The organism is Niveispirillum sp. KHB5.9 (genome assembly GCF_048066115.1).
Lineage (GTDB): Bacteria > Pseudomonadota > Alphaproteobacteria > Azospirillales > Azospirillaceae > Niveispirillum.
The window spans coordinates 56365-82792 of the sequence record NZ_JBLTYX010000001.1; the positions used below are offsets into that span (position 1 = coordinate 56365).

A 26428-nucleotide genomic window follows, 5' to 3' on the forward strand; every position below is an offset into this window, starting at 1 on the left:
CCACACGGGGAAGCATCCCCACACCAAATCCAACTTACGCACTTGAGAGACCATCCCATGCCCAACCTCGCCCACGGCCTTCAGGCCGCAGACATCACCCGGACCATCGACCTGCTGATCAGCAATCTGGTCGATATCAAGGACCAGACCGGTGAATTCCTGCTGCGGCTGGACGACGGCCGCGTCATCGACACCAAAGGCTGGAACGACTGGGAATGGACCCACGGCATCGGCCTGTACGGCATGTGGAAATATTACGAGCAGACGAACAACGAGCGCGCCTTCCAGATCATGCTGGACTGGTTCCGCGACCGTTTCGCCGCCGGCACGCCGACGAAGAACATCAACACCGTCAGCCCGTTCCTGACCCTGGCCTATCTCTATGAGAAGACGGGCAACCAGACCTATATCCCCTATCTGGACACCTGGGCGGAATGGGTCATGCATGGCCTGCCCAAGACCGAAGAGGGCGGGTTCCAGCATATCGTGTTCAACTCAGAGAACCCGCAGCAGCTGTGGGATGACACGCTGATGATGTCGGTGCTGCCGCTGGCCAAGATCGGCCTGCTGCTGGGCCGTCCGGAATATGTGGAGGAGGCCAAGCGCCAGTTCCTCATCCATATCAAGTATCTGTTCGACACCAAGACCGGCCTGTGGTTCCACGGCTGGACCTTCGATGGCCGCCACAACTTCGCCAATGCCCTGTGGGCACGCGGCAATTGCTGGGTGACCATCGCCATTCCGGAATTCATCGAGTTGCTGGACCTGAAGCCGGGCGATCCGCTGCGCACCTTCCTGATCGATACGCTGGAAAACCAGATCAAGGCGCTGGCCAAGTACCAGACGGCGGATGGCCGCTGGCACACGCTGATCGACGATCCGACCTCCTACCTGGAAAGCTCGGCCGCCGCCGGTTTCGCCTATGGCATCATGAAGGCCGTGCGCAAGCGCTATATCAGTGCCGAGTACGAACCGATGGCCATCAAGGCCGTGAAGTCGGTGCTGGGCAAGATCGCGCCCGACGGCGAGCTGCAGGAAGTGTCGTTCGGCACCGCCCTGGGCAGCGACCTCCAGTACTACCGCGACGTCAAGATCACCTCCATGCCCTATGGCCAGTCGCTGGCCATCGTCTGCCTGACGGAGATGCTGCGTCGGTTCATCTGATGGTGCCGGGGATCGGATCGCGGTCCGATCCCCGCGCCCTCCACAATAAGAACAAACCCCAGGGAAACGTCCATGACCCAGCGTAGCGTCAAGCCCATCAACTACCTGGCCTATGGCGCCAATGACATCCTGGGGGCGGGATCGATGGCCGTGATCAGCGGCTGGATCCTGTTCTTCTACACCACCTTCTGCGGCCTGTCGGCGACGCAGGCCGCGGCGATCTTCGCCATCGCCCGCCTGCTGGACGCCATCGTCAGCCCGATCGTCGGCCACCTGTCCGACAATTTCTATCGCACAAGGCTTGGCCGCCGCTTCGGCCGGCGCCGCTTCTTCCTGATGATCTGCATCCCGCTGGTGCCCAGCTTCGCGCTGATGTGGGTCAGCGGGCAGGGATTCTGGTATTATCTGGCCACCTACGTACTGTTCGAGACGGTGTATGCCATCGTCCTGATCCCGTACGAGACCTTGGCCGCCGAAATGACCAAGGATTACAAGATCAAGGCCAAGCTGGCCGGCATCCGCATCCTGTTCGCGCAATCGTCGGCCATCGCCGCCGGCTTCCTGCCCGCCGCCATCGTCGGCTGGGTCGGTGGCAAGGACAGTGCGGAAACCTTCTTCATCATGGGCGTGATCTTCGCCGTCGCCTTCGCCATCGTGCTGGCCTTCACCTGGGCATTCACGTACGAGCGGTCGGTGGGGGAGGTGGAGCAGATGAAGGCCGGTGAGCCGGCCATGTCGTTGGGCGACAGCTTCAAGACGCTCTACGCCAACCTGTTCTCCACCCTGAAGATCCGCGCCTTCCGTCTGCATCTGGGCATGTATCTGGGCGGCTATATCAGCCAGGATGTGTTCAACGCCGTCTTCACCTATTTCATCGTGTTCGTGCTGATGGGATCGGTGGCGGAAGCGTCCAGCCTGCTGGGCAGCATGTATATCGCCCAGCTGTTCTCCGTCGCGCTGTTCATCCAGCTCTGCCTGCGCTTCCACCCGGCGCCGTCATACCGGCTGGCCGTGTGCTTCTATATCCTGGGGGTGATCGGCTTCCTGTCGATCCATTTCTTCCGGCCGGACAATCTGCATCTGTGGCTGTTCGTGCCGATCATCCTGTCGGGCCTGGGCCGTGGCGGCCTGAACTACATCCCTTGGAACACCTACAACTACATGGCCGACGTGGACGAGGTGGTGACGGCCAAGCGGCGCGAGGGCATCTTCGCCGGGGTCATGACCTTCATCCGCAAGGCCACGCAGGCGGCCGCCGTCATGGGCGTGGGCTTGGTGCTGGAAGCCGGCGGTTTCGTGCCCAAGGCCGACACGCAGAGCGAACAGGCCATCACCACCATCCTGGCGGTCATGGGATTCGGCACCATCGGCGTGCTGCTGGCCGGGTTCGCCGTGTCCCGCCGCTTCCGCCTGGACGGCCCGCGCCACGTGATCCTGATGGAGGAGATCGCCCGCTTCAAGGAGGGCCAGTTGGAGACGACGCCGGAGCGCCGGTCCATACTGGAAGACCTGACAGGCTGGAAGTACGAGCGGCTTTGGGGGCGGTGAGAAAGAACGCCGTAGGTCAGGTCGAGCCGCAGGCGAGCCCTGACAAGCGACAGTGCCAATAAATGTCAGGGCTCGCCTGCGGCTCGACCTGACCTACGAAAACAGATCGTACCGGGAGACGTCCATGTCCAGCCTGCCCATCGTCGATCCCCACATGCATCTGTGGGATTTCACCCGCCAGCATTATTCCTGGCTGATGGACCGGCCGCTGCCGGCCAACGCCGCCGGTAATGTCGAGCCCATCGCCGTGCCCTATGGCCTGTCGGAATATCTGGCCGACACGGGCGGCTACGACGTGCGCGGCGTGGTGCATGTGGAGGCTGGCGCCAGCACCGCCCATTCACTGGCGGAGACGCAGTGGTTGCAGGGCGTGGCGGATGAGGGGCGGCTGCCCATGGCGCTGGTGGCGTTCGCAGCACTGAACGATCCGGATGTGGAGACGCTGCTGGCCGCCCATGCCGAACACGGGGCGGTGCGCGGCATCCGGCATATCATCAACTGGCATGACGACCCGGCCCGGACATACTCCGCGCGCGATGTGATCGGCGATGCGGATTGGCAGAAGGGCTATGCGCTGCTGGCCAAGTACGGCCTATCCTTCGACCTCCAGATCTATCCGTCGCAGATGGCGGTGGCGGCGGAACTGGCGGCCCGGCACCCGGACATTCCCGTCATCCTGAACCATGCCGGCATGCCCACGGATCAGGATGCGGACGGTCTGGCCCTGTGGCGCCAGGGTCTGGCGCTGCTGGCAGCGCAGCCCAACGTGTTCATCAAACTCTCCGGCCTGGCCATGATCGACCGGCAATGGACCATCGACAGCCTGCGGCCCTTCGTGCTGCACGCCATCGACGCGTTCGGCACCGACCGCGCCATGTTCGCCAGCAACTTCCCCGTCGACAAGCTCTATGGCGGGTTCGGGGTGCATTACACCGCCTATGACGCCATCACCGCCGGCTTCACCGATGCCGAGCGCCGTGCCCTGTTCGCCGGCAATGCCGCCCGTACCTATCGCCTGGCGGTGGACCTGTGACGGGGCTGACGCGGCGGGAACTGGGGCTTTCCGCGCTGGCGGCCGGGGCTTGGTTCGCACTGCCGGCGGGGGCCGCAGTGGGGCCGGAACGGCCGGGGGATTTCATCCTGGGTGCCGACATCTCCTGGATCCCGGAGGATGAGGCGGCGGGGGCGGAATATTATCTGGACGGCAAGCGCCAGGACATCTTCACCATCCTGGCCGGGGCTGGGTTCAACTGGGTCCGCCTGCGGCTGTTCGTGAACCCGGAGAATGGTTATTCGTCGGGCAGGAAGGACAGCCCCTGGTGCGGGCTGGAACAGACGATCAAGCTGGCCAAGCGCGTCAAGGCGGCGGGGATGAAGATCGCCCTGACCTTCCATTATTCCGACACCTGGGCCGATCCGCAGCATCAGGACAAGCCCGCCGCCTGGAAGGACCTGTCCTTCCCCGATCTGGTCAAGGCGGTGGAGGCCCATACGCGCGACAGCCTGAACGCCATGAAGGCGGAGGGCGTGGCGCCCGACATGGTGCATGTGGGCAATGAGGTGACTTTCGGCATGCTGTGGCCGGAGGGGCGCGTGGCGCTGCCGGTGGCCACCGGCAATCCGGCCACCGACGCCGTGCATCTGAAACCGGAAGGTATCGGCGGTTACGATCAGTTCGCCACCCTGCTGAAGGCCGGGATCAAGGCGGTGCGCGAGGTTGTGCCCGATGCCAGCATCATGCTGCACAACCATCTGGGCCGGCATTGGGTGATCGTGCGGGAATGGACTGACGCGCTGCTGGCGCGCGGGGTCTCATTCGACCTGATCGGTTTCTCCTGCTATCAGCAGCTGGCGGAGGGCGACTGGGAGCGGACCTTCACGGAGTTTATGAAGCGCTATCCCAAGCTGGGCTTCTGCGCCGTCGAATATTCCGGCCGCAAGGAGTATCTGAACGATCTGGTGTTCAATGCGCCGGGCAAGCGCGGCTGGGGCAGTTTCATCTGGGAGCCGACACGCCACCAGGAGGCTGTGTTTGACCTGGATGGTCGGAATGCCGGCGGTGGGGCCAAGCCCGACCTGCTGTCCCAGGGCGTCAACTCTGCCGAGGCGCCGGGTGCCGTGCAGCCCGGCATTGCCGCCCCGCCACCGCCCGCGCCGGGGCCGAAGCGCCATGGCAAGGGCGGGCGGTATGAGGCGAACAGGCTGCTGTATACCTATCGCGGCCTGTCGCGGCGCTATGGGGCCGCACGATGAAGCGGCTGCTCGCCTGTCTCGCCCTTTGCCTGGGGATCGCCATGCCGGCCCATGCCGAACGCTGGGAGTTCCGCTTCGCCGGTAAGGGGGAGGGGACGGTCGTCACCGCCGACCAGGCCTATGATCCCGCCAAGGGATACGGGTTCGAACCGGGATACCTGCCGGGCGGGGACAGGCCGTTCCTGTTCTCCCTGAAGGTGCCGGAGGGCAATTATCGGGTCACGGTGAGCCTGGGCGATGTCAAGGCCCCGTCGCGCACATCCGTGAAGGCGGAAAGCCGGCGGTTGATGCTGCAGGGGATCGAGACGCGCAAGGGCAAGTTCGAAACCCGGTCCTTCATCGTCAATGTCCGCGACCTGTCGCTGCCGGCCCCGCCGCAGAACGCGCCCGGCGGCACTGCCGTGCGCATCAATGAGCGCGAGCAGGGCAAGCTGCATTGGGATGACAAGCTGACCCTGGAGTTTGGTGACAAGGCCCCGCGTCTGGCCGCCCTGTCGGTGGAAAGCGTCGATGTGCCCACGATCTATCTGGCCGGCGACAGCACCGTGACCGACCAGCCGTCGGAACCGGGGGCCAGCTGGGGCCAGATGTTCACGTCCTTCCTGACGCCCGACATCGCGGTCGCCAACCATGCCGAATCCGGTGAGACGATGAAGAGCTTCATCACCGGGCTGCGGCTGGACAAGGTCTTGTCCCGGATGAAGGCGGGCGATTATCTGTTCATCCAGTTCGGCCATAATGACAGCAAGTCCGCCTGGCCGCAGACCTATGTTGATCCGGCCACGACATACCCGGCCTATCTGCGCGTGTTCATCGCCGAGGCGAAGCGGCGGGGCGCGGTGCCGGTGCTGGTGACCTCCCCGCATCGCCGCACCTTCGACGCGGCCGGCCGCATCACCAACAGCCATGGCGATTATCCCGACGCCGTGCGCCGGGTGGCGGCCGAGGAGAGCGTGGCTTTGGTCGACCTGAATGCGATGTCCAAGGACATTTATGAGGCGTTGGGGCCGGAGATCAGCCCGCGTGCCTTCAGCAATGACGGCAAGGACCCCACCCACCACAATAACTACGGCGCCTGGCTGATGGCACGGGCGGTGGTGGCGGGGGTTGCGGGCACGGATTTGGCCCTGAAATCCCATATCCGCGCCGATCTGGCGCCGTTCGATCCCAAACATCCACCGGGGCCGGACGCACTGATGCTACCGGAAAGCCCGATGCGGTCGAACCTGGTGCCGCGCGGGAATTGAGAATGCGTAGGTCAGGTCGAGGCGAAGCCGAGCCCTGACGGAAACGGATTTCTAGCAATGCTGTCAGGGCTCGCCTCCGGCTCGACCTGACCTACGGCCTTCAAAGGGATGGAAACCATGGACCGCCGCCAGCTTTTCACCGCCGCTGCCGCGACCGCCCTGGTGGCGGGTGCCGTCCCCGGTGCCCGTGCCGGCGATGTGCAGGGACAGGTGCTGCCGCTCTGGCCCGGCAAGCCGCCGGGCGGAGAGAAGGTCACCGTTACCCAGTCGGAGATCGCGCGGTCGGACGATCCGCGTTTCAAGGATGTGGCCATCCTGAATGTTACCCAACCCAACCTGACGCTGTTCCGCCCGGAAAAGCCCAATGGTGCCGCCATGCTGATCATCCCCGGCGGCGGGTATCAGCGGGTGGTGGTGGGCAAGGAAGGCTATGACATCGCCCAATGGCTGGCAGGTGCGGGGATCACCGTCTATGTGCTGCTGTACCGGCTGCCGGCCGATGGCTGGGCGGCGGGGCCGGACGCGCCGTTGCAGGATGCGCAGCGCGCCATCCGGGTGATGCGGTCGCAGGCCGGGCAATATGGCTTCGATGCCAGCCGAATCGGCGTGATGGGTTTCTCCGCCGGTGGGCATCTGGCGGCCATGGCGGCCACCCGGTATGGCAAGGAGACCTACAGGCCGGTGGATGCGGCGGACAGGCTGTCGGCCCGGCCGGACATCGCGGCATTGGGTTATCCGGTGATCACCATGAAGCCGGGCATCGCCCATGGCGGGTCGGCCAAGCAGATGCTGGGCGAAAACCCGACCGAGGCACGTATCGAGGAGTTCTCCGCTGAAACCGGCGTGCCGGCCGACGTGCCCCCCACCTTCATCACCCACGCCGCCGACGATGGCGCCGTGCCGGTGGAGAATGCGCTGCTGATGTATGCGGCACTACGGGCGCAGAAGGCCAAGGTGGCCATGCACCTGTTCGAGGCCGGCGGCCATGGCTTCGGCCTGCGCGCCACCAAGGCCGCCCCCGTGGCCGCCTGGCCCAACCTGTTCATCGAATGGAGCCGCACCCATGGCTTTGCGTAAGCTGTTCGCCGCCGCCCTGCTGGCGGCCTCCGTCACGCTGCCAACGCTGGCCGACGCGCCCAAGCCGCTGTTCCGCGATCCGGTGTTCGACGGGGCCGCCGATGCCTCACTGGTCTATGACCCGGCCGGCAAACAGTGGGTGATGTTCTATACCAACCGCCGCGCCAGCATGAAGGGTGCGAACGGGGTGGAATGGGTGCATGGCACCGGCATCGGCCGGGCCGTTTCCAAGGATGGTGGCAACACCTGGACCTATGACGGCACCGCCGACATCCGTTACGGCAAGGGTGACGACATCACCTATTGGGCGCCGAATGTCGAATATATCGACGGGCAGTGGCACATGTTTCTGACCGTCGTGCCGGGCGTGTTCAAGGACTGGAACGCATCGCGCGAGATCGTGCGCCTGACCAGCCGCGACCTGAAGGTCTGGGATTTCGCCGGCAAGGTGGATCTGGGGTCGGACCGGGTCATCGACGCCGCCGTGCATCCGCTGCCGACCGGCGGCTGGCGCCTCTGGTACAAGGATGAGCGCGACGGGTCGTCGACCCATTATGCCGACAGCAAGGACCTGAAGACCTGGACCCATGGCGGCGTCGCCGTGAAGACACGGGGCGAGGGACCGCAGATCATCGAATGGCAGGGCTGGTACTGGATCGTGATGGATGCCTGGGATGGGTTGGGCGTCTATCGCTCCAAGGACCTGACCAATTGGGAACACCAGCCCTATAATTTGCTGAAGGAGCCGGGGACGGCGCTGACCGACCGGGCCAAGGGCGGGCATCCCGATGTGGTGGTCAGCGGCGGGCAGGCGTACCTGTTCTATTTCGTGCAGCAGGGCGGGGAGCCGGAGGCCAAGGACGATCCCACCTGGCAGCGGCGGTCGGTGATCCAGGTGGCGGAACTGGGCTTCAAGGATGGTTGGCTGACGGCCGACCGTGAGAAACCCGTCGATGTGAAGCTGGTGGCGCCGTGACCGACGGGTTCGATATCCGCAGCTTCGGTGCCGTGGGCGATGGGGTGGCCATCGAAAGCCCCGCCATCAACCGCGCCATCCTGGCCGCCGCCGAGGCGGGTGGGGGGACGGTACTGGTGCCGGCGGGGGTGTGGCTGAGCTTCACCATCCGGCTGGCGTCGAAGGTGCGGCTGCATCTGGCGGCGGGGGCGGTGATAAGGGCGGCGGTGCCGGGGGATCTCGGTGCCTATGACCTGCCCGACGCCAACCCGCACGACATCTATCAGGATTTCGGCCATTCCCACTGGCGCAACAGCCTGATCTGGGGCGATGGCTTGACCGATATTGCCATCACCGGGCCGGGCCTGATCGATGGCTACGGGCTGACCAGCAAGGGTCCCGGGGCGAAATGGGCCAAGCGTAAGGGGTACTTCCCCGAAAGCATGGCGGGGATGAGTGCCGAAGAGCTGGCGGCGGAGGACCCGGAAGAGGCCGCGATGCAGGGCCAGGGCAACAAGGCCATCGGTCTGAAGAACTGCACCCGCGTGACGCTCAGCGACTTCACCATCACCAAGGGCGGGCATTTCGCCGTGCTGGCCACCGGCGTGGACCATCTGGACATCCAGCGCCTGCGCATCGATACCGACCGCGACGGCATCGATCTGGATTGCGTGCGCCATGCCACCGTCGGCCATTGCCGCATCAACACACCCAATGATGACGCCATCGTGCTGAAGGCCTCATTGGCGCTGGGCGAGGTGCGGCATACCGAGCATGTCCGCGTCCATGATTGCCATGTCAGCGGCTTCGATCCCGGCACGATGCTGGACGGGACATTGCAGCGGACGCAGGCGAAGGCGCCCGATCAGGATGGGATGACCGGGCGCATCAAGCTGGGCACCGAAAGCAACGGCGATTTCCGCGATATCGAGATCAGCAACTGCCTGTTCGAGCGCTCGCGCGGGCTGGCGCTGGAGACGGTGGATGGCGGGATGCTGGAGGATGTACGCATCAGCGACATCACCATGCGGGAGATCACCACCGCCGCCCTGTTCATTTATGCCGGCGCCCGGATGCGGGCGCCCGACGGCACGCAACCCAGCCGGGTTCGCGGTGTGCGGATCAGCCGGATCAAGGCCACCGACGTGGACCCGCGTTTTTCCAGCATCATCGCGGGCCAAGCGGGCAACCCGGTGCGCGACATCGTGCTGTCTGATATCGACATCACCTATCGCGGCGGCATGCCTGTCACGGACATGCCGGTTCCGGAGAAGCCGGACGCCTATCCGGAACCCAGCATGTTCGGCCCGCTACCCTGCTGGGGCCTGTTTGTGCGCCATGCGGCGGATGTGCGGGTCGATGGCGCGACGCTGACGGCCGCATTGCCGGACGGGCGCCCGGCCCTTTGGCTGGAGGATACGGACTTCGTCCATTTCCAGGACATCGCATTGCATAATAAAGCCGGCACCAAGGCCCTGGTCTGCCAGGATGTGCGCGGCCTGACGGGGGAGGTTCGGCCATGATCGCGCGTTTGGGTCTGCTGGCACTGGCGCTGCTGGCCGGGCTGTCGGTATCGGCGGATGAGGCACCGCGCGATTGGGTGGACAAGGATACGGGCCACCGCGTTATCCGCCTGTCCACCGAGCCCGGCACGCGCAGCCTGTATTTCCACCAGAACGGCTATACGCAAGACGGCAGGAAGCTGATCGTCACCCATCCCGACGGTATCGACACGATCGAACTGGCCACGCGCAAGCAGACGCGGCTGGTCTCGGGTGCCGACCTTAACCTGCTGTTCACCGGGCCGAAGACCGGCCGGGTGTTCTTCACCCGTAAGCCGCAGCAGGCCGAAGGGGAAGGGGTGGATGTCTTCGCCGCCGACCCGGCCACCGGCAAGGTGCAGAAACTGGTCACGGTAAAGAAGGGCCAGATCGGGTCCATCAATGCCGATGAGACCCTGCTGCTGGGCGTGCTGGCCGAACGGAAGTTCGAGTTGCAGCCCGGCGCACCCGATCCCAAGAACACCCGCTTCGACAATCATTACGAACATCTGGGTCCCGACGGCAAGCCGATGACCTATGCCGACGCCAAGGAGGTGCGGCTCTATAACCGGCTGGAAGCGCGGGTGCCGATGGAGATATTCACCATCGACCTGAAGACCGGGGTCCAGCGCAGCGTGCACAAGGCCACCGACTGGCTGAACCACCTGCAATTCTCCCCCACCGATCCCAACCTGATCATGTTCTGTCATGAGGGGCCGTGGCACCGGGTGGACCGTATCTGGACCATCCGCACCGACGGGTCGGGCCTGACCAAGGTCCATACCCGCACCATGAACATGGAGATCGCGGGCCATGAATTCTTCAGCGCCGATGGCAAGACCATCTGGTACGACCTGCAAACCCCGCGCGGGGAGGATTTCTGGCTGGCCGGGTATGAGATCGCCACGGGCAAGCGCACTTGGTACCACCTGACCCGTGATGAATGGTCGGTGCATTTCAACGTCTCACGCGACGGCGCCCTGTTCGCCGGCGATGGCGGGGACGCGGAGATGGTGGCCAGGGCCAAGGACGGCAAATGGATCTATCTGTTCCGGCCCGAGGGCATCCCCGACGTGGCCGGCATTCATGCGCCTGATGCCGACGAACTGATCCGCCCCGGCGTGCTGCGGTCGGAAAAGCTGGTCAATATGGGCGCGCATGATTACCGGCTGGAGCCCAACATCACCTTCACGCCCGATGGGAAATGGATCGTGTTCCGGTCGAACATGCATGGCGACGTGCATGTCTACGCGGTGGAACTGGCCAAGGCGGATTGATGTTTCCTCAAGCGCCGGGCGGCGGCATCCGCCGCCTTGGCTTACGCGCCCACGAGGGCGCGGACCGGCAGTCGCCGGTCTCCAATCTGCCAAAGGTCAAGCCTTCGGCAGATTGGCGGAACACCAGCGTTCCATGGAAAGGGGGATTTGAAACGACATCCCCCTAACCGCTTTGTTTTCCACAGATTTCCAACCCGCTCCGACAGCGTTGACATGTCCCGTACCTTGCCGTTTGGGCCGGTTTATGGGATGTTGTTCCGCAAAATGAGAGAGTGATACGAGCAGATGAGCAGCGCCCCCGCCGACCATGAAGAAGAGGCCACGCCCAAGGCCACCCCCAGCGGCAGCCAGACGCTGCTGCGCGGGCTGGACGTGCTGGAGGCGGTTGCCGACGGGCCGATCAGCCTGGCCAAGCTGGCCCAACGCCTGGACCTGACGCGCAGCACCACCCACCGGCTGGCCGCCGCCTTGGTGGAACGCGACTTCCTGGTCCTGACCCCGCGCGAAGGGTACCAGCTGGGGCCGAAGCTGCTGGAGCTGGGTTATCTGGCGCAGCGGCAGATGGACATTCCCCGCGTCGCCCGCCCGCATATCGAGGATCTGGCCGCCGCCACCGACGATACCGTGCATCTGGGCATCCTGGACGGGGATGAGGCGCTTTATCTGGACAAGATCCCCGGCCGCCGCCGTATCGAGATCGGGTCGCGCGTGGGTGAACGCCATCCCATCGCGTCCACCGGCCTGGGCAAGGCCCTGATCATCGATGAGGCGGAAGCGCGCTGGCGTGCCTTCCACGACAAGCGTTACGCCGAAAGCGATTGGCCCGTCTGGGTCCAGCGCATGCGCACATACGCCAATGGCGGCTACGCCTTCGATCTGGAAGAGAACGAGGACCGCATCCGCTGCGTCGCGGCCCCGATCCGGGGGGCGAACGGCAAGGTCATCGCCGCCATCAGCCTGTCCAGCGCCGCCCAGTATATGAGCGACGACCGCATGCAGGAACTGATCTCCACGGTCAAGGACACCGCCCGCGCCATCAGCCGTGGCATGGGGTGGAGCGGGGCGACGGGGCGGCGGTAATTACTCCCACCCCGTATTTCCGCGAAACCCGTGGGCACCTTCGTTGCCAACCTGACTACCGTCACCCCGGCGAAGGCCGGGGCCCAAGTCATAGAGCAATGCGCTTGTCATCTGGGCCCCGGCCTTCGCCGGGGTGACGGCAGATATTGCGAAAACCCTCACAGCCTGGGCTTTCGCGGTGAGGTTCTCCCACCCCGCACCCCACTCACTGCAAATTCACAAACGCGCCGCCATCGACCAGCAGCGCCGCACCGGTCACGTAGCGCGCCAGATCCGAGGCCAGGAATACCACCGGCCCGCCCATATCCTCCGGCTGGCCCAGGCGGCCCAGCGGGATGCGGCCTTCCATGTAGGTGCGCTTGGCCGTATCGGCCAGATCATCCTTGTTGATGTCGGTCAGGATGGTGCCGGGCAGCAGCGAATTGCAGCGGATACCGTAGGGGCCCAGCGCGATGGCGCAAGACTGCATCAGCGAATGCACGCCGGCCTTGGTGGGCGTGTAGTGGGTCTGCATGCCGCCGCCGACCAATGCCGAGATGGACGAGATGGCGATGATCGCGCCGCCGCGGCCCTGGTCCTTCATGCGGTTGGCGGCCGCCTGGGTCATGTAATAGGCGCCGTTCAGGTTCACCTTGATGGTGCGGTCCACGACATCGACCGGCATGTCCAGGAAGCCATGGAACGGGCAGATGCCGGCGTTGGAGACGAACACATCGACGCCACCGAACGCGTCCACGGCGGCCTTCACGAATTCCGGGGCGGCCGTATGGTCGGCCACGTCGCCCTTCACAGCGATGGCCTTCTGGCCCAACGCCTCGATCTGCGCCACCACTTCATCGGCGGCGGCCGGGGAGAAGGCGTAGTTGATGGCGACATTGGCGCCGTGACGGGCGCATTCAACGGCGACGGCGGCACCGATCCCGCGCGAGGCACCGGTGATCAGAACGGTCTTGCCCTCTAGCAAACGCATGGCTTTCCTCCAAATCTCATATTGCGGAATGGTGTCTCATAAACCAAAATGGATGGCAAGCCCGATCCCACCCCGGGACAAGGCCGCTGCTGTTGACAGTGCTTGTCCCATTTTATAAAACTGTGTCCCACAATTGAGAACATGGCGGGTGCCGCTGCACCTCTGCGCCATGCCCTTCAGGGAGTGTGAAAACACCATGGCTTTCCCCGTTATCCGCGATGTCCGCGCCTATGTGGTGCGCGGCGGTGGTGCCGATTATCACGACCAGGGCGACGGCCACTGGATCGATGACCATATCGCCACGCCGATGTCCCGTTACCCCGAATACCGCCAGAGCCGGCAGAGCTTCGGCATCAACGTGCTGGGCACGCTGGTGGTGGAGATCGAGGCGGCGGACGGCACGATCGGCTTCGCGGTGACCACGGGCGGCGAGCCCGCCTGCTATCTGGTGGAAAAGCATTTCTCCCGCTTCCTGATCGGCCGCTCGCCGGTCGAGGTGGAGAAGATCTGGGACCAGATGTATTTCGGCTCCCAATATTACGGCCGCAAGGGCCTGGTGGTGAACGCCCTTTCCGGTGTCGACCTGGCCTTGTGGGACCTGCTGGGCAAGCTGCGGCAGGAACCGGTCTATCACATGCTGGGCGGTGCCGTCCGTGACGAGCTGACCTTCTACGCCACCGGCGCCCGGCCCGATCTGGCCAAGCAGATGGGCTTCATCGGCGGCAAGATGCCCCTGCATCACGGCCCGGCCGAGGGTGAAGAGGGCCTGCGCAAGAATATCGAGGAACTGGCCACCATGCGCGAGCGGGTGGGCGATGATTTCTGGCTGATGTTCGATTGCTGGATGTCGCTGGACCTGAACTACGCCACCAAGCTGGCCCACAAGGCGCATGAATATGGCCTGAAATGGATCGAAGAGGCGCTGTCGCCCGACGATTACTGGGGCTATGCCGAGCTGAAGAAGAAGGCCCCCACCGGCATGCTGGTGACGACGGGCGAGCATGAGGCCACCCGCTGGGGCTTCCGCATGCTGATGGAGATGGATTGCTGCGACATCATCCAGCCGGACGTGGGCTGGTGCGGTGGCATGACGGAGATCGTCAAGATCGCCAACATGGCCGACAGCCGCGGCATCATGGTCATCCCGCACGGGTCGTCGGTGTACTCGTACCATTTCGTCATCACCCGGCATAACAGCCCGTTCGCCGAATTCCTGATGATGGCGCCCAAGGCCGATCAGGTCGTGCCGATGTTCCATCCCCAGCTGCTGGGCGAGCCGGTACCGGTCAATGGCAAGCTGAAACTGTCCGACAAGCCCGGTTTCGGCGTGGAGCTGAACCGCGAGGTCAAGCTGCACCGTCCCTATGTCGGTGCCGGCAAGTAATCCAATCATTTCCGATCACGAAAGCCACAAATCATGAAGCTGCTGCGTTACGGCCCCAAGGGCCAGGAAAAGCCGGGCCTGCTGGATGCTGACGGCATCATCCGCGACCTGTCCGCCCACATCAATGACATCACCCCGGACGTGCTGACCCCGGCCGGTCTGGCCCAGATCGCCGCCATCGATGTCGCCAGCCTGCCGGCGGTCGAGGGGTCGCCCCGTTACGGCGTGCCGGTCAACGGCGTGCGCAAGTTCATCGCCGTCGGCCTGAACTTCGCCGACCATGCGGCCGAAAGCAACCTGCCGATTCCGGCGGAACCGGTGCTGTTCACCAAGGCCGTCTCCTGCCTGACCGGCCCCAACGATCCGGTGATGATCCCCAAGGGGTCGGTCAAGACCGACTGGGAAGTGGAACTGGGCATCGTCATCGGCAGCCGTGCGCGCTATGTCAGCGAGGAAGACGCGCTGAACCATGTCGCCGGCTATGTGCTGATCAACGACGTGTCGGAGCGTGAATTCCAGACCGAACGCGGCGGCACCTGGGACAAGGGCAAGGGGTGCGACACTTTCGGTCCGGTCGGCCCCTGGGTCGTGACGTCGGACGAGGTGGGCGATGCCCAGAACCTGGACATGTGGCTGGAGGTCAATGGCCACCGCTTCCAGAACGGCAACAGCAAGACCATGATCTTCACCTGCCGTCAGCTGGTCGCCTATATCAGCCAGTTCATCACGCTGGAGCCGGGCGACCTGATCACCACCGGCACCCCGCCGGGTGTGGGCCTGGGCCAGAAGCCGGAGCCGAAGTACCTGAAGGCCGGCGACACCATCCGCCTGGGCATCGAAAAGCTGGGCGTGCAGCAGCAGAACGTTGTCGCCTGGACCCAGGAAGGTGTTGCATGACCGTCTATGCAGACCGTTTCAAGGGGCAGGTGGCAATCATCACCGGCGGTGCCTCCGGCGTCGGCCGTGAGGTCGCCGCCCGCCTGACGCAGGAAGGTGCCAAGGTCGTCCTGTGGGACCAGAACGAGGCGGCCCTGGCCGAGGCCAAGGCCACCACGGGTGCCGTGGATGTTATCCCGCTGGATGTGACCGATGCCGACGCGGTGACCGCCGCCGCCGCCACGGTTGCGGAAAAGTTCGGCCGCATCGATGTGCTGGTAGCCAGTGCCGGCATCACGGGCGCTACGGTGCCCGTGCATGAGTTCCCGCTGGACAGCTGGCGCCGGGTCATCGACATCAACCTGAACGGCCTGTTCTATTGCTGCCGTGCGGTCGTGCCGCACATGCTGAAGAACGATTACGGCCGCATCGTCAATGTCTCCTCCGTCGCCGGCAAGGAAGGCAACCCGAACGCATCGGCCTATTCGGCATCTAAGGCGGGCGTGATCGGCCTGACCAAGTCGCTGGGCAAGGAACTGGCCAAGACCGGCATCCGCGTCAACGCGCTGACGCCCGCCACCTTCAAGAGCCCGATCCTGGAACAGCTGCCGCAGAGCCAGGTCGACTACATGCTGTCCAAGATCCCCGCCGGGCGTCTGGGCGAGGTGCATGAGGTGGCCGCCATGATCAGCTGGATGGCCAGCGCCGAATGCAGCTTCACCACCGCGTCGACCTTCGACATTTCCGGTGGCCGCACGACGTACTGAGTTTTCAGCGGTTTCGAGTTGGAGAAGGCCGGTCCGGTTGGGCCGGCCTTTTTATTGCGCGGTACCCAAGGGGCTCTGGTCCATGGGTACGATCTGGCGGCCCAGGTCGAGGATGCGGATGCCGCCCGGCACCTTGCAGGACGCGGAGAGGTAGCGGATCACGCGGTTCACGCTGATCGGCCGGTCCCAGGCGAAGATGGGGCAGGGGCCATTGGGGCCGGGATGGGTCTGGCCGGTCTCGTAATTCTCGTAATTGCCGAACTGGCTGCCGGCACCGTTGCCGATACTGATCGGCCGGATTGGGAGTGCGGGCGGTGGCGGTGGGCTATTGGTGCAGGCAGACAAAAGCAGCGCGCCGGCAAGCGACGCGAGGCGGTACAGTAGTCGCAAGATGTCCCCCGTTCCCCTTATCCCCGGTGGAATAGGATGAGGGGATTGAGGCTTTTTTGGGGAGGTTGACTTTCCCTCTCCCTCCCGTTGGCGTTAGCCAACGGGAGGGAGAGGGGACTGCCTCACCGCTTGCCCTTCGCCTTTGCCGCCGCAAATGCCGCCGCAAAGGCGTTATCCTCCACCGGGGCCGGCTTCTTGGGCGGCGGGTTGTTTTGCTGCGGCGGCCGCTGCTGCTGGCCCTGCGGCGCCCGTGACGGCGGCGGGCCACGGCGGTCGTCGCGGCGATCACCCGCCGGTGCCGCCGGGCGGGCGGGGGCGGGGCGTTCATCCAGCTTCATGGTCAGGGCCACGCGCTTGCGCTTCAGGTCCACTTCCAGGACCTTGACCTTGACGATGTCGCCGGCCTTCACCACCGCGTGCGGGTCCTTCACGAAGCTGTGCGACAACTGGCTGATATGGACCAGCCCATCCTGATGCACACCGACATCGACGAAGGCGCCGAAGGCGGTGACGTTGGTGACCACCCCTTCCAGCACCATGCCCAACTGGAGGTCCTTCAGTTCCTCCACCCCGTCCTTGAACTGGGCGGTTTTGAATTCCGGGCGCGGGTCGCGGCCGGGCTTCTCCAACTCCTTCAGGATATCGGTGACGGTAGGGATGCCGAACTTGTCATCGGTGAAATCGGCGGGGTCGAGGGACTGGAGGAAACCGACATCGCCGATCAGCTTGGAAAGCGGCCGGCCGGTCTTCTTCAGGATGCGTTCGACCAGCGGATAGGCTTCCGGGTGCACGGATGAGCCGTCCAGCGGGTTCTCCCCGTCGCGGATGCGCAGGAAGCCGGCCGCCTGCTCGAACGCCTTCGGCCCCAGCCGCGGCACGTCCAGCAGCTGCCGGCGCGAGCGGAAGGCGCCCTTTTCATCGCGGAAGGCGATGACATTCTTGGCCACCGTCTCCGACAGGCCCGACACGCGGGCCAGCAGCGGGACCGATGCCGTGTTCAGGTCGACGCCGACGCCATTCACGCAATCCTCCACCACGGCATCCAGGGCGCGGGACAGCTTGGCCGGGCTGACATCATGCTGGTACTGGCCGACGCCGATCGATTTGGGATCGATCTTCACCAGTTCGGCCAGCGGATCCTGCAGGCGCCGTGCGATGGAGATGGCGCCACGCAGGGTCACATCCAGCTTGGGGAATTCCAATGCCGCGACTTCCGATGCCGAATAAACCGACGCGCCGGCCTCCGACACCATGACCTTGGTCATGCGATGGTCGGGCAGCAGGTCGATCAGGTCGGCGGCCAGCTTGTCGGTCTCCCGGCTGGCGGTGCCATTGCCGATGGCGATCAGGTCCACGTCATGGCGCTTGACCAGGGCGGCGAGCGTGGCCAGCGATCCCTGCCAATCCTTGCGCGGCTCATGCGGATAGACGACGCCGGTATCCAGCAGCTTGCCGGTGGCATCGACCACGGCGACCTTCACGCCAGTACGGATGCCGGGATCCAGGCCCAGGGTCGCGCGCTGCCCGGCGGGCGGGGCCAGCAGCAGATCCTTCAGGTTGCGGCCGAAGACATGGATGGCCTCATCCTCCGCCTTCTCGCGCAGGACATTCATCAGGTCCAGCTCGATATGCAGCGAGATCTTGGTCTTCCAGGCCCAGCGGCAGCATTCGGCCAGCCAGCGATCGGCGGCGCGGCCCCGGTCCTGGATATGGAAAGCGGCGGCGATCAGGCCCTCGGCCGGGTGCGGCGATCCTGCCGGCGGCTCGTCCCCCACGGCCAGCTTCAGGTCCAGGATGCCGGCGGCGCGGCCGCGGAACAGGGCCAGGGCACGGTGGGAGGGCATCTTGGTCAGCGGCTCGCTGAAATCGAAATAGTCGCTGAACTTGGCCCCTTCCTCGGCCTTGCCCTCCACCAGGCCCGACACGACGCGGCCCTGGGTCTGGCTGAAATCGCGCAGGCGGCCGACAAGCGTCGCATCCTCGCCCATCCGTTCCACCAGGATGGAGCGCGCACCCTCCAGCGCCGCCTTGACGTCGGCGACACCCTTGTCGGTGCTGACGAAGCCGGCGGCTTCACCTTCCGGCGACAGGGTCGGGGTGGAGAGCAACCGGTCGGCCAGCGGCTCCAGCCCGGCCTCGCGCGCGATCATCGCCTTGGTGCGGCGCTTGGGGCGGTAGGGGAGGTAGAGATCCTCCAGCCGGGTCTTGGTGTCGGCATCGGCGATCTGCTTGGCCAGCTCGGGCGTCATCTTGCCCTGTTCGTTGATGCTGGCGACGATGGTGGTTCGCCGTTCCTCCATCTCGCGCAGATACCGCAGCCGTTCTTCCAGGTTGCGCAGCTGGGTATCGTCCAGGCCGCCCGTCACCTCCTTGCGGTAACGGGCGATGAAGGGAACCGTGGAACCCTCATCCAGCAGGCCCACCACCGCCTCCACCTGGGCGGGACGGACGGAAAGCTCAGCGGCGATCTTCTGGGCGATGGACAGCATGGAACGCGACCTTGGGTGCGATGATCAGGGTTGGCGGTGATAGCGCATCGGGCAGGGTGGGGGAAGTCGCCAGCGGGGACTATCCATAAGCGCAGTGCAGCACCGCATAAAAGGTGAAGGCGATTAACTAATCAATAACTGTTCCACCCCTATAACTGCTTTCAGCAACATCTTCTGTTGTTTCCCTCCCAGAAGTTCCCACCTGAACAACCCCGGCGCCCATGGCGACGGGGTTTTTTTTGCCCGCAGCTGGCCCATCTTTGGCATGTGACCAAAGGAGAGCGGCGGGCATGAATATCGGTGAAGCGGCAGCGGCCACGGGCGTGTCGGCCAAGATGATCCGGCATTATGAAAGCATCGGCCTGATCAAGCCGGCAGTGCGGACCGATGCCGGATACCGCGTCTATCAGGATGGCGACATCCATACCCTGCGCTTCATCCGCCACGCCCGCGATCTGGGCTTCTCCCTGGACGATCTGGACGCGCTGCTGCGGCTTTGGGCCGACCGGGGGCGGTCATCGTGCGAGGTGAAGAAGCTGGCCCTGTCCCATATCGACACGCTGGATCGCAAGATCGCGGAGCTGCAGGCCATGCGTGCCACTTTGACCGATCTGGCCGACCGCTGCCATGGCGATGAACGCCCGCATTGCCCGATTCTGGAGGGGTTGGCCGGCTGAAACCGCTTCCAGCCTACATATCGGCCGGCAATATCGGCCCGATTGCCACCGTTTAAGGATTTTTTAAGGGATCGGAAGAAAATGGCTTGACCTGGGTCACGATTTGAAAGAAATAGTCTTCCACCGGGCAGGAACGCTTCACTTGTTTCAACAAGGGTTGCTTTCACGCTGCGAGCGGCCAAAAGAAAAGGCCGCTCAATGAGCGGCCTGAGTTTAGGGAGGAAACGCCCGATAAGGGCAAGCAGCACAACGTGCTGCGATGCACAATATGGCGCGGACGGCTTGCCATGGCAAGCACAAAACAGCCCCCTTGTGGGGCTGTTGCCGTTTCCAGTGCCACCGGTGGACAGCTTTATGGACATTCATGAAAAGTCCAGGCAGACCGCGGTGCCGCGTCGTTCCATGGATAAACCCTTCCAAATGAATATGAATTGGCGTTCATCCACAGGATGGCCGCCCCCGCCCCTTGCTGCGACGCAGCATCAGCCATGCGATGATATTCAGGGCGGCCTGCGTCATCCGCATGACTACGTTGTCTTGGTCCCGGCCAGCCCTGTGCCGAAGATGCCGGTGACATTGGCCGGAATTAAATTCATATTCGATCTAATCCAGATCATGAATAGGATAAGCGACCGGGATATGACCTGATCCCGGCATCTATGAATATGGTTATTGCTTAAAGCCTATGCGGCAATGTCACGGCCCAATTCTGGCCATTTCGTGACTTGTTTACTGGCATAGGCCGAAAGTATTCGAAAAATACGGCCTTAGAGGGGTGTTGGGCGCCAATGGAGAAGGATAAAGTCTATATGGATTGAAGATGCCGGTGCCTCTCGCCTTCCATCGCCATCCGCAAGGATTGGGGGCGCCATCCACCGGCCGGGTAGGAGCGAACGCCATGAGCATGCAGACCGTGATTCTGATCGACGCGAACAAGCTGTTCCGGGAAGGGCTGAGCCGCCTGCTGCTGGATGTGCCGTTCCAGGTGACGGCCGAATATGCCAGCGTCGATGAGGCGATGGCCGATCCTTCGGTGCGGGCCGAACTGGTCCTGGTCGATCCCGGTGAGGATATGGGTGCCCTGGCCCGTATCGGCCAGCTGCGCCAGCAGCGGCCGGAAGCGCCGGTGGTCATCCTGACCGGCGGGCTGGACGCACGGCGCCTGACCCAGGCGCTGGAGGCTGGAGTGTCAGGCTATCTGATGAAGGACATGTCGGCCGACGCGCTGGCCCAGTCCCTGCGCCTGGTGATGATGGGGGAGAAGGTGTTCCCCACCCATCTGGCCGAACTGCTGGTCACCGGGCAGGTGCAGCCCCAGCCCGCCACGGAGATCACGGCGCTGCGCAAGGGTCTGTCGCAGCGTGAGACGCAGATTCTGCGCTGCCTGATCGATGGCGACAGCAACAAGATCATCGCCGGCTCGCTGGGCATCACGGAAGCCACCGTGAAGGTCCATCTGAAAAGCCTGCTGCGCAAGATCAACGCCGTCAACCGCACCCAGGCCGCCATCTGGGCCATGAATAACGGGCTGGGCCATCATGAAGGCACCCAGGCCGCCAACAGCGACACGCCGGAAACCGCCGGTGCCGCTTCCGCCTGAGACCGGTCCTCCCTGACCGACCCCTGGACGCCGCCCTGGGACGCCCCCAAGGGCGGCGTTCTTCTTATGTGCATATGACAAGCGCAATCGAATCGCGACTGCATATCGAAGTATGTTGACGGCGAAACTCCCTGTTGAACTCCCGTCCTCATGCGGTGAACACGGGGGTGCTCCATCGCTATCCGAAGGGATAGCGCGTTACATCGGTATTACATTTTTGAAAATTTGGTATAAGTTGAGTATCGCGCATGGGTAGCAAGGGAAAAAGTTAATAACTTCCTAAATTCGGAAGGGAAGTTGTTGGGGCATGGCGGATCGGGTGAAAGCTCGATTTAAGTGCTTGATCAACGAGTATCGGCACCGTCCTTACGGTCCAGGCTGACCACATCATATTGGTAGTGGTATGGATTATATCCTGTGGCGTGCCGCTGCTTGCGGGTCGGTGGAGATTTCCTGTCTCCATGCAATTTTTTGCAGCGGCTGCTGCATAAAATTGTAGGAAGCAGGGAACTCATGTACAGTGGGGAAATTCTGCACCCAAACACCCATGACAGGTTGCGGAGAAGCGTAGAGGCCGTGGAAAATGCGTCTGATACTGATCGATCATGAAGCCGCTTTCGTAACCCGTGTCCGGCAGCTGGTGCGCCGCGCCGGGCTGGGCGATGCGGTTGACGAAGTTGCGGAGCTGGCCGATCTGGCGCGGCTGGCCGAACGCTACCCGCAGGAGCCGCTGGTCGGCATGGTGTCCACCACCATGGCCGTGCGTGGCGCCATCAAGGAATTCGTGCAGCGCTGCCCGTCGGTGCCGCTGATCGCCGTGGGCGGCAACGATCCCGACCGCATGCGTGCGGCCCTGGGTGAAGGGGCCCGCGCCTATGTCCGCCGAGGCGATGTGGGGGAGGAGCTGCCCAGCGCGCTGGAGGTGGTGCGTGACGGCGGCGTCTTCGTGCCGCCCGTGGTGGCCATGCGGCCGGGCGGGGAACCGCTGATGACCGTGGCGGGTCCGGTGCCCGCCGGCTTCTTCCGCGAGGATGCGGGCAAGCAGCTGACCCCGCGCCAGCGCGAGATCCTGTCGATGATCCGCAACGGCCGCAACAACCAGGAAATCGCCGACACGCTGGACCTGACGGTGGGCACGGTGAAGATTCACATCACCGCCATCTTCAAGGCGCTGGGGGTGCGAAACCGCACCCAGGCCATGGTCGCGGCCGACTGGCTGGACCTGCCCGTGGTCCAGGTGGCGGCGACGACGGCTTGATGTTCCCTCAAGCGCCGGGCGCCACCATCCGGTGGCTTGGCTTGGCGCCGCATGGGCGGCCCGGCAGTCGTCGGCCCGATCGATCCCCGTTTATCCAGTATCGGACGGCTTATCGGGGGCGGCTTGATGCCGCCTCCTGCTTTTTGCCCCGCAATTGCCAGAAAGCAGCGTATTGTGTCGCCGTGATCACCGCTTGTTCCGCCCCTGTCGGGCGTGCAAGGGGGGAACAGCGGGGCAGCCGCCTGGGCCGGAACGGGGCGTGCGCCTTGACCCGGAACGGGGTGTCTGCTATCGCCGCCCTTTATTCATTCGGTTCGGCGAACAGCCGAGGGTGATGCATGTCCGATATCTTTCGTGAAGTTGACGAGGATCTGCGCCGCGACCAGATCATGAAGTTCTGGAAGCGGTATGGCGGCCTGGTCATCGCGGCCGCAATCCTGGTGGTGGCGGCCACGGCCGGCAATGTCGGCTGGAAGCATTGGCGCACCACCCGCATGGAAGAGCGCACGGCGGTCCTGTCCGAGGCGCTGGCCAAGCTGCGCCCCGCCGACGAGAATACCCAGCCCGACACCAAGGGTGCCGCCGAGGCGCTGGCCGCCGCATCCGCCAAGCTGGGTGCCGGCCATGCCGACCTGGCCCGCCTGTACGAGGCCGGCCTGCGTGCCCGCGACGGGCAGCGCGATGATGCCGTGAAGCTGTACGATCAGGTGGCGGGCACCGCCGGGGCCGACCCGATGCTGCGCGATCTGGCCACCCTGCTGTCGGTGCAGTTGCAGCTGGACACGGGCGATGCGGCGGCCCTACGCGGCCGTCTGGCCCCGCTGCTGAAGGCGGGCGCCTGGAAGGCATCGGCGACAGAGGCGTCGGGTCTGCTGGCCGCGCGTGCCGGCGACAATGCCGGTGCGGCCGCCCTGTTCAAGGAACTGTCCGAGGACGCCACCGCCCCGCAGGGCCTGCGCGCCCGCGCCACCGAACTGGCCGCGCTCTACGCGGCGACGAAATAAGTCCGGGATCAAGGATAAGATGGTCGACACCACCCGTTCCGCCGCCGCCGCGTCCCGTCGCCCCGGCACCGCCCTGACCCGTTACCGCGCGGCCGCCCGCATCGCTGCACCGCTGCTGGCCTGCCTGCTGCTGTCGGGCTGCGGCATCACCGATTGGTTCTCCAGCGAGGATGACGGCCCCAAGCTGGGCGGCAACCGCATCTCGGTTCTCCAGCTCCAGCAGCAGTTGGAGGTCGATCCGCAGGTGACGGCGTCGGAAGTGACGTTGCCCGAAGCGGTGGCCAACCCGAACTGGGCCCAGGCCGGGGGCAACCCCGCCCATAATCCGGGCCATGTCGCGCTGGGCGGCAACCTGCGCAAGGTGTGGAGCACGTCGGTCTCCGGTTCCGACAGCAGCATGCGCCTGCTGGCCGGTCCGGTGATTTCCAACGGCCGCCTGTTCGTGCTGGATACCGATTACGACCTGCATGCCTATGACGCCCAGTCCGGCAAGCGCATCTGGACCCGCAACATCCTGCGCGAGAAGCAGGATGGCGAGGCGTTCGGCGGCGGTGTGGCTGTGGTCGATAACCGCATCTACACCACCAACGGCTTCGGCGAGGCCGTGGCCCTGGATTACGACAATGGCGAGGTCGTCTGGCGCCGGCGCATCGCCGGTCCGATTCGCTCCGCCCCCACCGTTTCGGATGGCCGCGTCTTCGTCTCCACCACCGATAATCAGATGATCACCCTGTCGGCGGAAAGCGGTGCGCTGCAATGGTACCACACCGGCTTCCTGGAGCCCGCCGCCCTGCTGGGCGGTTCCGCCACGGCGGTCGAGGGTGACACGGCCATCGTCCCCTATTCGTCGGGCGAACTGTTCGCGCTGCGCGTGGAAAACGGCCGCCAGTCCTGGCAGGACAGCCTGGCCTCGGTCCGCCGGGGCGAGAACCTGACGGGTCTGGCAGATATTCGCGGCCTGCCGGTCATCGCCGACGGCATCGCCTATGCCATCAGCCATTCCGGCCGCATGGCGGCCGTGGATATCCGGTCCGGCCAGCGGGTCTGGGAACAGGATATCGGTGGCATCACCACCCCGGCCGTGATCGGCGACTGGATTTTCGTCACCACCAATGACAGCCAGGTCGTGGCCCTGACCAAGAAGGATGGCCGCGTCCGCTGGATCTCCCAGCTTCAGCAGTGGGAGGATGAGGAGGACAAGGAGGATCCGGTCCTGTGGACGGGTCCCCTGGTGGCCGGCGGCCGCCTGATCCTGACCAACAACCAGGGTGAACTGGTCGAACTGTCGGTGGCCGACGGCAAGGTGCTGAAGACCACCGAACTGTCCGGCCCCACCCTGCAGGCCCCTGTCGTGGCCGGCGAAACGCTTTATCTTTTGACGGAAGATGGCGACCTGGTCGCCTATCGGTAATACGGAGTTTTAAGTGATCAAGGCCACGCACCGGCTGACGGTCGCCATCATCGGGCGCCCCAATGTCGGCAAGTCCACCCTGTTCAACCGGCTGGTCGGCAAGAAGATCGCCCTGGTTGACGACCAGCCCGGCGTGACGCGCGACTGGCGCGCCGCCGACGGGCGCGTCGGCGGGCTGGAATTCACCGTGGTCGATACGGCCGGCCTGGAAGACGTGTTCGACGACAGCCTGGAGTCGCGCATGCGCCGCCAGACGGAGCGGGCGGTGGAACGGGCCGACGTGGCCCTGTTCCTGATCGACGCGCGTGCCGGCGTCACGGCCATGGACAAGCATTTCGCCAACTGGCTGCGCAAGGCCGGCAAGCCCACCATCCTGATCGCCAACAAGTGCGAGGGTGCGGCCAGCCGCCCCGGCCTGATCGAGGCGTTCGAACTGGGTCTGGGCGAGCCGGTGCCTTTGTCGGCCGAGCATGGCGAGGGCATGGCCGATCTGGTGACCGCCCTTGAGCCCTTCATGCCCAAGGATGACGAGCCGGAGGAGGAGGAGGCTTTCGACGAAGCCGCCGCCGAGGCCAGCGTTCGCAAGGATCTGGGCGAGGGCGAGGAATTCATCGATGAGGATGAGCCCAAGGCGTTGCAACTGGCCATCGTCGGCCGGCCGAACGTGGGCAAGTCCACCCTGCTGAACGCCCTGGTGCGCGAAGAACGCGTCCTGACCGGCCCGGAGGCCGGCATGACGCGTGACGCCATCGCCGTGGAATGGGAATGGAAGGGCCGTCCCATCCGCCTGGTCGATACCGCGGGCCTGCGCAAGCGGGCGCGGGTGGAGGCCAAGCTGGAGAAGATGGCCAACCAGGACACGCTGCGCGTCATCCGCATGGCGCATGTCGTGGTGCTGGTGCTGGATGCCGACGGTATCCTGGACAAGCAGGACCTGACCATCGCCCGGCTGGTGGTGGAGGAAGGCCGCGCCCTGGTCATCGCGCTGAACAAGTGGGATGCCGTCCAGGACAAGAACGCCGCCTTGCGCCGTATGGCCGACCGGTTGCAGACCTCCCTGCCGCAGGTGAAGGGCATTCCCACCGTCGCCATCTCGGCCCTCAAGAACCAGCGGCTGGTCGATCTGCTGGACGCGGTGGTCACCACCTACGGCGTCTGGAACCGCCGCATCCCGACCTCGGCGCTGAACCGCTGGCTGGCGGACATGACGTCCAGCCATCCGCCGCCGCTGGTCGATGGCCGTCGCCTGAAGATCCGCTACATGACCCAGGTGAAGAGCCGCCCGCCGACCTTCGCCCTGTTCGTTAGCAAGCCCGTGGACCTGCCGGACCATTATTCCCGCTATCTGGTCAACGGCATGCGCGAGCATCTGGACCTGCCGGGCGTGCCCATCCGCCTGCTGCTGCGCAAGGGCAGCACGAATCCGTACGATTGAGGTTTTGTAGTTCCCTCAGGCGCCG

Annotated in this window: 23 protein-coding genes; 20 read left to right on the forward strand and 3 right to left on the reverse strand. The window is 64.7% G+C overall.

Annotation, left to right across the window (positions count from 1 at the left end):
- The first annotated feature begins 57 nt into the window (after positions 1-57).
- The 10 genes from ACM9HJ_RS00200 to ACM9HJ_RS00245 all read left to right on the forward strand — a co-directional run bounded on the left by ACM9HJ_RS00200 (position 58) and on the right by ACM9HJ_RS00245 (position 12142).
- Complete coding sequence (locus tag ACM9HJ_RS00200; RefSeq protein WP_416569643.1) at positions 58-1164, forward strand: glycoside hydrolase family 88/105 protein; 1107 nt, start codon at positions 58-60, stop codon at positions 1162-1164.
- 72 nt (positions 1165-1236) lie between these two features.
- Positions 1237-2712, forward strand: a complete 1476-nt coding sequence (locus ACM9HJ_RS00205; RefSeq protein ID WP_416569644.1) for an MFS transporter — start codon at positions 1237-1239, stop codon at positions 2710-2712.
- 124 nt (positions 2713-2836) lie between these two features.
- Positions 2837-3745, forward strand: a complete 909-nt coding sequence (locus ACM9HJ_RS00210) for an amidohydrolase family protein (protein WP_416569645.1) — start codon at positions 2837-2839, stop codon at positions 3743-3745.
- On the forward strand, positions 3742-4965 hold the full coding sequence (locus ACM9HJ_RS00215) for a glycosyl hydrolase 53 family protein (protein ID WP_416569646.1): 1224 nt from the start codon (positions 3742-3744) through the stop codon (positions 4963-4965). The genes ACM9HJ_RS00210 and ACM9HJ_RS00215 overlap by 4 nt, the downstream gene beginning before the upstream one ends.
- Positions 4962-6212 (forward strand): rhamnogalacturonan acetylesterase, encoded by a 1251-nt coding sequence (locus ACM9HJ_RS00220; RefSeq protein ID WP_416569647.1) that lies wholly within the window; start codon positions 4962-4964, stop codon positions 6210-6212. The genes ACM9HJ_RS00215 and ACM9HJ_RS00220 overlap by 4 nt, the downstream gene beginning before the upstream one ends.
- 117 nt (positions 6213-6329) lie before the next feature.
- Complete coding sequence (locus ACM9HJ_RS00225) at positions 6330-7289, forward strand: alpha/beta hydrolase (protein ID WP_416569648.1); 960 nt, start codon at positions 6330-6332, stop codon at positions 7287-7289.
- A complete protein-coding gene (locus ACM9HJ_RS00230; protein WP_416569649.1) occupies positions 7276-8265 on the forward strand; it encodes a hypothetical protein in 990 nt (329 codons plus the stop codon). The genes ACM9HJ_RS00225 and ACM9HJ_RS00230 overlap by 14 nt, the downstream gene beginning before the upstream one ends.
- Complete coding sequence (locus ACM9HJ_RS00235) at positions 8262-9767, forward strand: glycoside hydrolase family 28 protein (protein ID WP_416569650.1); 1506 nt, start codon at positions 8262-8264, stop codon at positions 9765-9767. The genes ACM9HJ_RS00230 and ACM9HJ_RS00235 overlap by 4 nt, the downstream gene beginning before the upstream one ends.
- The gene (locus ACM9HJ_RS00240; protein WP_416569651.1) at positions 9764-11062 is read left to right on the forward strand and encodes an oligogalacturonate lyase family protein; all 1299 of its coding nucleotides are present in this window, start codon (positions 9764-9766) and stop codon (positions 11060-11062) included. The genes ACM9HJ_RS00235 and ACM9HJ_RS00240 overlap by 4 nt, the downstream gene beginning before the upstream one ends.
- 285 nt (positions 11063-11347) lie before the next feature.
- Complete coding sequence (locus ACM9HJ_RS00245) at positions 11348-12142, forward strand: IclR family transcriptional regulator (RefSeq protein WP_416569652.1); 795 nt, start codon at positions 11348-11350, stop codon at positions 12140-12142.
- Between the two features lie 205 nt (positions 12143-12347).
- Here ACM9HJ_RS00245 and ACM9HJ_RS00250 read toward each other — a convergent pair whose 3' ends face one another.
- The gene (locus ACM9HJ_RS00250) at positions 12348-13112 is read right to left on the reverse strand and encodes an SDR family NAD(P)-dependent oxidoreductase (RefSeq protein ID WP_416569653.1); all 765 of its coding nucleotides are present in this window, start codon (positions 13110-13112) and stop codon (positions 12348-12350) included.
- A gap of 196 nt (positions 13113-13308) precedes the next feature.
- On the opposite strand from ACM9HJ_RS00250, the gene rhmD reads away from it, so the two are divergent.
- Genes rhmD through ACM9HJ_RS00265 form a run of 3 tightly spaced genes read left to right on the forward strand, consistent with a single transcriptional unit; the run spans position 13309 to position 16139 of the window.
- Positions 13309-14496 (forward strand): L-rhamnonate dehydratase, encoded by a 1188-nt coding sequence (rhmD, locus tag ACM9HJ_RS00255; protein ID WP_416569654.1) that lies wholly within the window; start codon positions 13309-13311, stop codon positions 14494-14496.
- A gap of 33 nt (positions 14497-14529) precedes the next feature.
- Complete coding sequence (locus ACM9HJ_RS00260; RefSeq protein ID WP_416569655.1) at positions 14530-15393, forward strand: fumarylacetoacetate hydrolase family protein; 864 nt, start codon at positions 14530-14532, stop codon at positions 15391-15393.
- Complete coding sequence (locus ACM9HJ_RS00265; protein ID WP_416569656.1) at positions 15390-16139, forward strand: SDR family NAD(P)-dependent oxidoreductase; 750 nt, start codon at positions 15390-15392, stop codon at positions 16137-16139. The genes ACM9HJ_RS00260 and ACM9HJ_RS00265 overlap by 4 nt, the downstream gene beginning before the upstream one ends.
- Positions 16140-16190: 51 nt before the next feature.
- Here the strand turns inward: ACM9HJ_RS00265 and ACM9HJ_RS00270 are convergent, their stop codons facing one another.
- Complete coding sequence (locus ACM9HJ_RS00270) at positions 16191-16529, reverse strand: hypothetical protein (RefSeq protein WP_416569657.1); 339 nt, start codon at positions 16527-16529, stop codon at positions 16191-16193.
- A 122-nt stretch (positions 16530-16651) separates the two neighbouring features.
- Positions 16652-19018 (reverse strand): Tex family protein, encoded by a 2367-nt coding sequence (locus tag ACM9HJ_RS00275; RefSeq protein ID WP_416569658.1) that lies wholly within the window; start codon positions 19016-19018, stop codon positions 16652-16654.
- Positions 19019-19308: 290 nt separating this feature from the next.
- Here ACM9HJ_RS00275 and cueR point away from each other — a divergent pair, with 290 nt between their 5' ends.
- The 7 genes from cueR to der all read left to right on the forward strand — a co-directional run bounded on the left by cueR (position 19309) and on the right by der (position 26403).
- On the forward strand, positions 19309-19695 hold the full coding sequence (gene cueR / locus ACM9HJ_RS00280; protein WP_416569659.1) for a Cu(I)-responsive transcriptional regulator: 387 nt from the start codon (positions 19309-19311) through the stop codon (positions 19693-19695).
- Between the two features lie 198 nt (positions 19696-19893).
- Positions 19894-20343 carry a hypothetical protein gene (locus ACM9HJ_RS00285; protein WP_416569660.1) on the forward strand — a complete coding sequence of 150 codons (450 nt, stop codon included), beginning with the start codon at positions 19894-19896 and terminating at the stop codon, positions 20341-20343.
- 250 nt (positions 20344-20593) lie between these two features.
- Entirely contained in the window at positions 20594-21295 is a 702-nt protein-coding gene (locus tag ACM9HJ_RS00290; protein WP_416569661.1) for a LuxR C-terminal-related transcriptional regulator, read from the forward strand.
- A 583-nt stretch (positions 21296-21878) separates the two neighbouring features.
- Positions 21879-22553 (forward strand): LuxR C-terminal-related transcriptional regulator, encoded by a 675-nt coding sequence (locus tag ACM9HJ_RS00295; RefSeq protein ID WP_416569662.1) that lies wholly within the window; start codon positions 21879-21881, stop codon positions 22551-22553.
- Between the two features lie 338 nt (positions 22554-22891).
- The gene (locus ACM9HJ_RS00300) at positions 22892-23557 is read left to right on the forward strand and encodes a tetratricopeptide repeat protein (RefSeq protein WP_416569663.1); all 666 of its coding nucleotides are present in this window, start codon (positions 22892-22894) and stop codon (positions 23555-23557) included.
- 19 nt (positions 23558-23576) lie between these two features.
- Positions 23577-24968 carry a PQQ-binding-like beta-propeller repeat protein gene (locus ACM9HJ_RS00305; protein WP_416569664.1) on the forward strand — a complete coding sequence of 464 codons (1392 nt, stop codon included), beginning with the start codon at positions 23577-23579 and terminating at the stop codon, positions 24966-24968.
- Between the two features lie 13 nt (positions 24969-24981).
- Entirely contained in the window at positions 24982-26403 is a 1422-nt protein-coding gene (der, locus tag ACM9HJ_RS00310; RefSeq protein ID WP_416569665.1) for a ribosome biogenesis GTPase Der, read from the forward strand.
- Positions 26404-26428 lie beyond the last annotated feature (25 nt).

Coding starts and splice junctions, on each gene's coding strand:
- ACM9HJ_RS00240 (WP_416569651.1), top strand. CDS start 9,764: ATGATCGCGCGTTTGGGTCTGCTGGCACTGGCGCTGCTGGCCGGGCTG.
- ACM9HJ_RS00305 (WP_416569664.1), top strand. CDS start 23,577: ATGGTCGACACCACCCGTTCCGCCGCCGCCGCGTCCCGTCGCCCCGGC.
- ACM9HJ_RS00230 (WP_416569649.1), top strand. CDS start 7,276: ATGGCTTTGCGTAAGCTGTTCGCCGCCGCCCTGCTGGCGGCCTCCGTC.
- ACM9HJ_RS00300 (WP_416569663.1), top strand. CDS start 22,892: ATGTCCGATATCTTTCGTGAAGTTGACGAGGATCTGCGCCGCGACCAG.
- ACM9HJ_RS00275 (WP_416569658.1), bottom strand. CDS start 19,018: ATGCTGTCCATCGCCCAGAAGATCGCCGCTGAGCTTTCCGTCCGTCCC.
- ACM9HJ_RS00210 (WP_416569645.1), top strand. CDS start 2,837: ATGTCCAGCCTGCCCATCGTCGATCCCCACATGCATCTGTGGGATTTC.
- ACM9HJ_RS00225 (WP_416569648.1), top strand. CDS start 6,330: ATGGACCGCCGCCAGCTTTTCACCGCCGCTGCCGCGACCGCCCTGGTG.
- ACM9HJ_RS00290 (WP_416569661.1), top strand. CDS start 20,594: ATGAGCATGCAGACCGTGATTCTGATCGACGCGAACAAGCTGTTCCGG.
- ACM9HJ_RS00285 (WP_416569660.1), top strand. CDS start 19,894: ATGAGCGGCCTGAGTTTAGGGAGGAAACGCCCGATAAGGGCAAGCAGC.
- cueR (WP_416569659.1), top strand. CDS start 19,309: ATGAATATCGGTGAAGCGGCAGCGGCCACGGGCGTGTCGGCCAAGATG.
- ACM9HJ_RS00220 (WP_416569647.1), top strand. CDS start 4,962: ATGAAGCGGCTGCTCGCCTGTCTCGCCCTTTGCCTGGGGATCGCCATG.
- ACM9HJ_RS00265 (WP_416569656.1), top strand. CDS start 15,390: ATGACCGTCTATGCAGACCGTTTCAAGGGGCAGGTGGCAATCATCACC.
- ACM9HJ_RS00200 (WP_416569643.1), top strand. CDS start 58: ATGCCCAACCTCGCCCACGGCCTTCAGGCCGCAGACATCACCCGGACC.
- ACM9HJ_RS00295 (WP_416569662.1), top strand. CDS start 21,879: ATGCGTCTGATACTGATCGATCATGAAGCCGCTTTCGTAACCCGTGTC.
- rhmD (WP_416569654.1), top strand. CDS start 13,309: ATGGCTTTCCCCGTTATCCGCGATGTCCGCGCCTATGTGGTGCGCGGC.
- ACM9HJ_RS00250 (WP_416569653.1), bottom strand. CDS start 13,112: ATGCGTTTGCTAGAGGGCAAGACCGTTCTGATCACCGGTGCCTCGCGC.
- ACM9HJ_RS00260 (WP_416569655.1), top strand. CDS start 14,530: ATGAAGCTGCTGCGTTACGGCCCCAAGGGCCAGGAAAAGCCGGGCCTG.
- ACM9HJ_RS00205 (WP_416569644.1), top strand. CDS start 1,237: ATGACCCAGCGTAGCGTCAAGCCCATCAACTACCTGGCCTATGGCGCC.
- ACM9HJ_RS00245 (WP_416569652.1), top strand. CDS start 11,348: ATGAGCAGCGCCCCCGCCGACCATGAAGAAGAGGCCACGCCCAAGGCC.